Annotated in this window: 8 protein-coding genes; all 8 read right to left on the reverse strand. The window is 42.0% G+C overall.

What is annotated here, in order from left to right; genetic code table 11:
* Positions 1 to 304 precede the first annotated feature (304 nt).
* The 8 genes from ACFQ2O_RS04890 to ACFQ2O_RS04925 all read right to left on the reverse strand — a co-directional run bounded on the left by ACFQ2O_RS04890 (position 305) and on the right by ACFQ2O_RS04925 (position 7,192).
* Positions 305 to 1,954, reverse strand: coding sequence for a tetratricopeptide repeat protein (locus ACFQ2O_RS04890; protein ID WP_377523300.1), 1,650 nt, complete (start codon positions 1,952 to 1,954; stop codon positions 305 to 307).
* A 39-nt stretch (positions 1,955 to 1,993) separates the two neighbouring features.
* Positions 1,994 to 2,944, reverse strand: coding sequence for a PstS family phosphate ABC transporter substrate-binding protein (locus ACFQ2O_RS04895; RefSeq protein ID WP_377523301.1), 951 nt, complete (start codon positions 2,942 to 2,944; stop codon positions 1,994 to 1,996).
* Positions 2,934 to 3,188, reverse strand: a complete 255-nt coding sequence (locus ACFQ2O_RS04900) for a hypothetical protein (RefSeq protein ID WP_377523302.1) — start codon at positions 3,186 to 3,188, stop codon at positions 2,934 to 2,936. Before ACFQ2O_RS04900 ends, ACFQ2O_RS04895 begins: the two co-directional genes overlap by 11 nt.
* Before the next feature lie 116 nt (positions 3,189 to 3,304).
* Positions 3,305 to 4,144 carry a TonB family protein gene (locus ACFQ2O_RS04905; protein ID WP_377523304.1) on the reverse strand — a complete coding sequence of 280 codons (840 nt, stop codon included), beginning with the start codon at positions 4,142 to 4,144 and terminating at the stop codon, positions 3,305 to 3,307.
* Positions 4,145 to 4,333: 189 nt separating this feature from the next.
* Positions 4,334 to 5,161, reverse strand: coding sequence for an energy transducer TonB (locus ACFQ2O_RS04910; protein ID WP_377523305.1), 828 nt, complete (start codon positions 5,159 to 5,161; stop codon positions 4,334 to 4,336).
* 3 nt (positions 5,162 to 5,164) lie between these two features.
* Complete coding sequence (locus tag ACFQ2O_RS04915; RefSeq protein ID WP_377523309.1) at positions 5,165 to 5,680, reverse strand: ExbD/TolR family protein; 516 nt, start codon at positions 5,678 to 5,680, stop codon at positions 5,165 to 5,167.
* A 21-nt stretch (positions 5,681 to 5,701) separates the two neighbouring features.
* On the reverse strand, positions 5,702 to 6,304 hold the full coding sequence (locus ACFQ2O_RS04920; RefSeq protein ID WP_377523312.1) for an ExbD/TolR family protein: 603 nt from the start codon (positions 6,302 to 6,304) through the stop codon (positions 5,702 to 5,704).
* 21 nt (positions 6,305 to 6,325) lie between these two features.
* On the reverse strand, positions 6,326 to 7,192 hold the full coding sequence (locus ACFQ2O_RS04925; protein ID WP_377523316.1) for a MotA/TolQ/ExbB proton channel family protein: 867 nt from the start codon (positions 7,190 to 7,192) through the stop codon (positions 6,326 to 6,328).
* Between the last annotated feature and the right edge of the window lie 50 nt (positions 7,193 to 7,242).

Here is a 7,242-nt window from a genome sequence, read left to right on the forward strand (position 1 = left end):
TAAGTATAAAACAGAAGCTGGATTGAATAATAAGTACACGGACAAATGTAGTTTAAACTATTTTGTCCTCCTGAAAGAATCTTGTTGATAAGAGCCCCTTCCCCCGCAAGTCGCGAAAGCTTAACCTCCGGGAGTAGGGTCCTCTATTTCTACCAAGTCTTTTGCAGGATAACTGGTATTTATCATACTGAAAATTAATTCCCTCCCTATACTATACTTACCTGTAGCAGGCTGAATAAGCTACAAATAAAAAGGCTGCCCATATACTTGGGCAGCCTTTTTATTTGTAGCTAGCTAGAATATACTATTTCTTCTTCTTTGAAGGAGTTTTAGATATCTCGTTCAAGGCAGCAGTAGCTTGCTCGTTAGCTGGGTCAAGCGTTCTTACTTCTGTCCAGTACTTGATTGCGTTATCTCTTTCGCCTTTCAGGTAATAGTAGTAGCCAAGGTAAGAGTTCGCTTCAATAAGGTCTCTCTTATACTTCTCTTTATCACCAGAAGCTTGTTTGATAAACTCTTCGTAATATGGCTTCGCTAAACCTGATTCTGTTTCAGGATCCTGGCTTGCGTTTGCACGTGCTCTCCATAAATAAGCATAAGCATACTCTGGATTAGCCTCAATTACTTTTTTATAAGTCTCATCTGCCTGCTTGAAGAATTCATTAGCTTTCTGTGTATTCTTGGCTGTAGCATTCTCCTCACCTGCCATCATATAGATGTTACCCATGTAATAGTAATCAGCGTTGCTTGGCTCAACGTTCTTGCGCTTACGTGCATAAACATCAATGGCTTTGTCGTACTGATTATTACGAGCGTACATGTTTGCAAGGTCAGCATACAGTTCGATGTTAGCATCGTTCATCTGTAGCGCCTTCTCCATGTTCTCAATGGCTTTAGCAGGCTGATTGTTTTTACCTAAAATTTTACCGTAGTACTCATAATCCTGAGCAATCAGCTTACCCTGCTCAGCATTTTGCATATACTGATTGATAGCTTGTAGCGCTTTCTCCGGCTGGTTTAACTCCAGGTAAGAATAAGCTCTTAAACGGTTCATTACAGTGTTTGACGGATCTTGCTGTAGTACCTGCTCAGCAGTTTGCAAGGTTTTGTCATAGTTCTTAGTAAGGAACAGGAAAGAAGCATACTTTGCTTTCGTCTCTGGCGTATCTTCTGCTAAATCTACATACTTCTGGAAAGTAGATAACGCTTTATCGTACTGACCAGCGAAGTAGTATAGTTCTCCAAGATCACGGTAAGCAGGAGCAAAGTTAGGATCAATTTCTATTGCTCTAGTATAAGCAGCCTCTGCTTCAGGGTAGTTACGAGAGCTTGTATACAACTGGCCTCTCTTTAGGTAAGCAGTAGCATAGTTATCATCTAACTGAATAGCTCTGTCGTAGCTGCTCATTGCCTCGCCACCTTTTTTCTGCTTCAGGTAAGCATCACCTAAAATAACATTGGCTAGGGCGTTTTTATTATCACGCTCCAGCGACTGCTTCAGGTAATCGATACCTTTGTTTATTTGTGCCTCCGTAGCATTAGGAGCGTTTACATAAGCCTCGCCAATCATAGCAAGTACAAACGGGTCTTTTTTGCCTTTGCCGCTTAATGCTTCATTAAACTGCTGCTCAGCTTTAGCCTGATCGCCTTGCTGCATCGCAATTTTACCTAAACCTACACGATTGATATAGGACTTCTTGTTAGTAGAAATACCCTGGTTAAAGTAATAAGCAGCGGAATCTAACTTTTCAGTGCGCAGGTAAATATCACCTAAAGCAAAGTAAGCATTGTCAGCTGAGTTTTTATTGCCTAGCTGTGATTTGTAGATAGATTTTGCTTCTTCATAGCGCTCTAAATCTACAGCCTTTCTTCCTGCGTCACCTGTTTGTGCAAAAGCAGCAGTAGCAGGGAAAGCAGCCGCCATTAAAGCGATGTACTTCCAGTTATTTGTCATTGTAATTTAAGTTTAGTTGTTTCTGAATTGGTTTTTTCACTAAAGTGGCCTTTGCGTACCTAAGCCTATCACCCTCACCGGCATTGTGGCAGGTACCAAACCTGACTTCAAGATAAGACGTTGCCCTTTGTCTCCTGCTACATATGATGCAAATCCTGTGCCAAGCCCTGATCTGCCTTCTGTACTTATGATGTATAGGAAACGGCGTAGCGGGTAAGACTGCTGAGCTATGTAGCCCTGGTAAGGCTGAAAATAACTTCCCGTCGTAATGGGAGCAGGGTCTTCACTTATACCTAATACTTTTATTCTTTTCAAAAAGCCGATAGCAGTTGTGTCATCAAAATCACTGATCCAGTTAACACCTATCACGCCTAATGCGTTCTTGTTCTCGGCAACATAGTCAATAAGTGCTTTATGCGAGTTAGAAGCAAACGTATTTGTTGGCAGTTTATTGCCTGTTATTAGAGAGTCTCGTACGTAGCGCGCGGTACTAGAGTTGTTGTTATCAAAAACTATTGTGATCTCTCCTAAGTTTGAAGTCTCATCAAGCTCTTTCCAACTTTTCGCCTGACCATTAAAAATCCTTTTAAGCTCGTCAAGTGTTAGCAGAGAATCCGGGTTTTGCCTGTTGGTGATAAGAGCTACTGCATCTATCGCAATTTTGGTAACACGCGGAATCCGTTTTTGCTGTTCAAATACTGCTTTTTCTTCAGCTGTAAGCTCTCGTGAAAGTATAGCTATACTTGTGCTGTCGTTTAGCAGGTCTTTCACTACTTCACCTTCAGACTTGTAAGTGGCGTCTATCTTAGCGTTCTTATAAATGCCTTCAAAAGTGTTTACCTCTGATTCAATGATCGGTTGGAATGATTCATCTACACTTATATTGATAGTACCTGAAGTTGGTGTATCCGTAGGTCCGCCTGAGTTTCCACATCCTGACAAAGACATGATGCCTGCTAAGGCTAATATGCTTATTGCTTTAATCTTCATATCTATTTTTATTGGGGCGATTACTATTATAAACACGAACAAATCTTACAACGCCGTACAGTATTAGGATACCGCCGAGCATGTATTTCATAGCATCCGGAAGGTCTATCTGCAGGCTGTCTGCGGCAAACATAATAAAGATGCCTAACCCTACATAAATCAGTGTCATCAGCATAGCAAATATGCGTGCGAACTTGCTATACGTAGTTGATGCAGGCTTATCTTCTTTTCCTGGTCTGAGCATAGATGGTGCCTTTTTATTGTTTTAACTCTTAAAAATAAACCTAAAGCCTATAAAAAGAAAGCAGAAGCTAACAAAGTTAATTGCTGCTTCTGCCTTACCTCGCTAAACTTAAACTTTTACTTTAAACTAAATCGTATGGGTAAAGTATATCTCACTGGTACTGTGCGGCCATTCTGTCTGCCTGGCTTCCAGTTTGGCATACTTTCTATCACTCGAATGGCTTCCTCTTCTGTGCCGAAACCCAAGCCTTTCAAAACATTTACATCTGAAATCTGACCGTTGGTTCCCACAACAAACGTAACTACCACAGTGCCGTCCACTCCTGCACTTTGTGCTTGTCTAGGATATTTCAACTTTCTGCCTAGGTAGCTCATCAGCGCTTTGTGGCCTCCTTCAAACTCCGGCATCACTTCTACGTAAACATACGGCTCGTTCGAAGTTGTGGCATCTGTACCACCTCCTCCATTTATTCCTACTGGTGGCTCTGTCGCGATAGAAGGTGCTGCAGGTAGTTCTCCTTCTATCGTAGTTGTGCCAATGTTCTTTGTTGACAGTAGCGATTGTTCTGGCACATCTTCAGTAGTAGTAGTCTGATCATCTACTACTTTAATCTTTACAAACTTCTCTGTTGCCACATTTTCCTGTGGTGCTGGAGGTGCAACTGGAGCTGATTTTGCTGGTTCCGGTTCTATTGGTGGTAAATCTGGAAGTTTTACTCCTGTAAGTTCAATTACTTTATTCTTGTGCTTGGTAAGCTTTTCCTGTTCATCTGCAAAGATGATGTTTTCGACCAAAGGGACGACCAATGCTCCGGAAAAAAGTGCTGTGGCTAAAATTGCAGCCCTTGTAATATTGTTAGCGTAGGCTTTGCGAAGAGTGTAGGCTCCGTATGCCTGGTTGCGACCTTGAAACACTATGTTGTTAAAGGTCATGCTTAAGAAATAACTCTTTTCCATGGGATTTGGGTTTTTGGTTAAAACATCATTTTAAGTCATTGTTGTAATTGGTTATAGGATGTATAATCGTTTCGTACTATTAATATACGGAAAATATTTAATTGTATGCATGCGTACTAATAAATTTTGTTTCAAAAAAAAGAAGCCCAACCTGTAAAGGTGGGCTTCTTCTCTTAAACTATAATACGCTTATTTGATAGCGAATCGAACTGGTAATGTATAGCGCACAGGTACTGCTCTACCGTTCTGCTTACCTGGTGTCCACTTTGGCATTGATTTAACAACGCGCATCGCTTCTTCGTCGGTACCAGCACCCAGGTTTTTGATAACCTGGATTTCAGAGATTTCTCCTGTTCTGCCTACAACAAATGATAGTACTACCAAACCTTCTACACCGGCGCGCTGTGCAGCTGCTGGGTATCGGATATTCTTACCGAGGTATTTAAGCATTTCGCTTTCACCACCCGGGAAGGTTGGCATTTGCTCTACGTAAGTATAAGGCTTCTCCTCAACTACTTCTGCAACTACATCACTTGTTCCGTCTATGTCACCAAGGTCAAGAGGTGCGTTCTTAGAACCTTCCACAGTTTTAACACCTGCGTCTATTTCTGTTAGAACTTCCACATCCGGAATTTCTTCTTCTTCCACTACTTCGTTATCACGCTTAACAACCGGTGGTGTATACTTTACAGTAGCACGCACTGGTGGCGGCGGTGGTGGTAGATCAGGTGGCGGCGGCGGCGGTGGCGGCGGCGTGGCCTCATCTAGTGGTGGTGGTGGAGCCAGGTCTACTTCTGTAACAATTCGCTCTACTACTTGCTCTTCTTCTTCGCCCTGAATAAGCTTTGCGATTAGCGGAATGCTAAGGAAAAGCGCAAACAGGAGTATAGCGACGATAGCGGCAACAGTAATGTGCTTATTGTAGAGCTTGCGAAGTAGAAAGGCACCATATGCTCTGTTTCGTCCTTCAAAGACGATATCATCGAGCGATGCTTTTGCTAACTTACTTGCGTCCATAATTTATTGTCCGATTTGTTCTGTAACTAATTGTTTGTCTGCGTCAGAAATATCAACAAGAGCAAACTTTTTAGTATCTGTTATTTTTAATTCATCCAGAATGTCTACTACGTTTTTGTAGCGCGACGTTTCCATTGCCTTCACCATCACAGTCATCTTGTCGTTAGATTTCACTTGTGGTGATACCAACACTTTACGGATGCCGTTTGCTGAATAGTCAGACTCTTGGATTTCTGGGTTATCTTCAGCTAAGCCGAAGTAGTAATACAAATTATCCTTCTCTCCTAATATGATCGTCATGGCGTTACTTGCCTTCAAAGCGATCTGCTCTTCAGGGTTTTCAGGATCCACAGGCATGTTGATTTCCATTGTCTGTGGCTTACTGAAAGTTGTAGTAAGCATGAAGAACGTTAAAAGAAGGAATGCAAGGTCTACCATTGGGGTCATGTCCAGGTGCACAGAAGCTTTCTTGGCACCTTTCTTTTTCCCGCCGGAGTCGTTATCTTGTATTTCAGCCATTTCTTGTCTCCTTTTAAATAATTAGTTCTGAGGCTTATTTTCCATGTCAGTAACCAGGTTGAACCTGTTTATCTTTCTGTCCTGGAGGATATCAATTACTCTCTGAACTGTGCTATAGCTCACATCTACGTCACCTTTGATGGCAATAACCACCTCACGATTAGTTAGACGTGTCTGGTGTACCCAATCTCCTAGCTGGTTGTTAACAGAGTCAATCGGAATACCAGGCTGGTTAACAGCTTTGCGTGCATTAGACTCCATAGCCAGGTAAGACTTAAGCTGGTTCATTGGCAAACCGAAGTTTGTCAAAAGAGAAAACGTTTTTTTCTCTTCAGGTGTGAAACTGACACCATACTTACCTGCCATCTTGTCGAGCAATGCTTCCTTTGTCTGCTGTCCGTCTACTCCGAAGAAAACACGATCCTGATTGTCTATGGAAAGTGTAATCACGTTTGTATCCGGAAGTTTGATCTCTGAAACAGAAGACGGGGTATCTACTACCACCGACTCCTCAGGAGCAAACTTTGTTGTCAGCATAAAGAAAGTAACCAGCAAGAAGGCCAAGTCCACCATTGGTGTCATGTCCAATGAAGGTTTTTTCCTTTTTACTTTTACTTTAGGCATTTTTTCTGGTTAACGGGTTAACTAAACAGTTTGTGGTCTTGCAGCTGGAGTCTCGTGCTGAGAAGAGAACGTAGATACAATGCTGAAACCAGCTTCATCGATGCTGTAAGTAAGCTCATCGATCTTGCTTGTAAAGTAGTTATAAGCAACGATAGCGATAGCAGAACCTGTAATACCAAGGGCTGTGTTGATAAGTGCCTCAGAGATACCGTTTGCCAAACCTACCGCGTCAGGAGCACCACCTTGTGCAAGAGCGGCGAAGGCCTTGATCATACCAAGTACTGTACCGATCAAACCAACCAGTGTAGAGATAGAAGCGATAGTTGAAATAACTACCAGGTTTTTCTCAAGCATTGGTAATTCAAGTGCAGTAGACTCTTCGATCTCTTTCTGAATAGAAGCAACTTTCTCTGCTTTTAATAATTCAGGCTCGTTCTGCATCTCTTTGTACTTAAGCAAACCTGCTTTTACTACGTTAGCAACAGAACCTTTCTGAGCATCGCAAGCAGCAATAGCGCCGTTTACATCACGCTGGTTCAGTTTTGCAGAAATTGTGCGTACGAAAGCGGCAACACTTTTAGTACCTTTTGCTTTACCGATAGTAAGAGCACGCTCGATGGCAAAAATAAGTACCATTAAGTTAAGGCCTAATAACACTGGTACTACCCAACCACCTTTATATACAATGCCAAGATAATTGCCTGGAAGTGGGTGGTTGTTAGGGTCACCACCTTCAAAGTTTGACGGAGCACCCAAAACAAACATGTAGATAAGCACAGATGCTATCAGGGCAACTGGAATTACAATGCTCGCAAATACAGAGCCAACAGGGCTAGCCTTTTGCTCTACATTAGCATTCTTGCTCACTGTTGCAGTCTTTTTTTCCATTTTTTTAAAATTTAAAGTTTAGCTGTTTGTGTTGTAATTAAAAACGATTG

Origin of the sequence: Pontibacter rugosus (assembly GCF_042678745.1) — a bacterium.
Lineage (GTDB): Bacteria > Bacteroidota > Bacteroidia > Cytophagales > Hymenobacteraceae > Pontibacter > Pontibacter rugosus.

What these genes read in the sequence shown, in the direction of transcription:
- ACFQ2O_RS04890 (WP_377523300.1), bottom strand. Translation starts at nt 1,954, where the DNA reads ATGACAAATAACTGGAAGTACATCGCTTTAATGGCGGCTGCTTTCCCT.
- ACFQ2O_RS04895 (WP_377523301.1), bottom strand. Translation starts at nt 2,944, where the DNA reads ATGAAGATTAAAGCAATAAGCATATTAGCCTTAGCAGGCATCATGTCT.
- ACFQ2O_RS04900 (WP_377523302.1), bottom strand. Translation starts at nt 3,188, where the DNA reads ATGCTCAGACCAGGAAAAGAAGATAAGCCTGCATCAACTACGTATAGC.
- ACFQ2O_RS04905 (WP_377523304.1), bottom strand. Translation starts at nt 4,144, where the DNA reads ATGGAAAAGAGTTATTTCTTAAGCATGACCTTTAACAACATAGTGTTT.
- ACFQ2O_RS04910 (WP_377523305.1), bottom strand. Translation starts at nt 5,161, where the DNA reads ATGGACGCAAGTAAGTTAGCAAAAGCATCGCTCGATGATATCGTCTTT.
- ACFQ2O_RS04915 (WP_377523309.1), bottom strand. Translation starts at nt 5,680, where the DNA reads ATGGCTGAAATACAAGATAACGACTCCGGCGGGAAAAAGAAAGGTGCC.
- ACFQ2O_RS04920 (WP_377523312.1), bottom strand. Translation starts at nt 6,304, where the DNA reads ATGCCTAAAGTAAAAGTAAAAAGGAAAAAACCTTCATTGGACATGACA.
- ACFQ2O_RS04925 (WP_377523316.1), bottom strand. Translation starts at nt 7,192, where the DNA reads ATGGAAAAAAAGACTGCAACAGTGAGCAAGAATGCTAATGTAGAGCAA.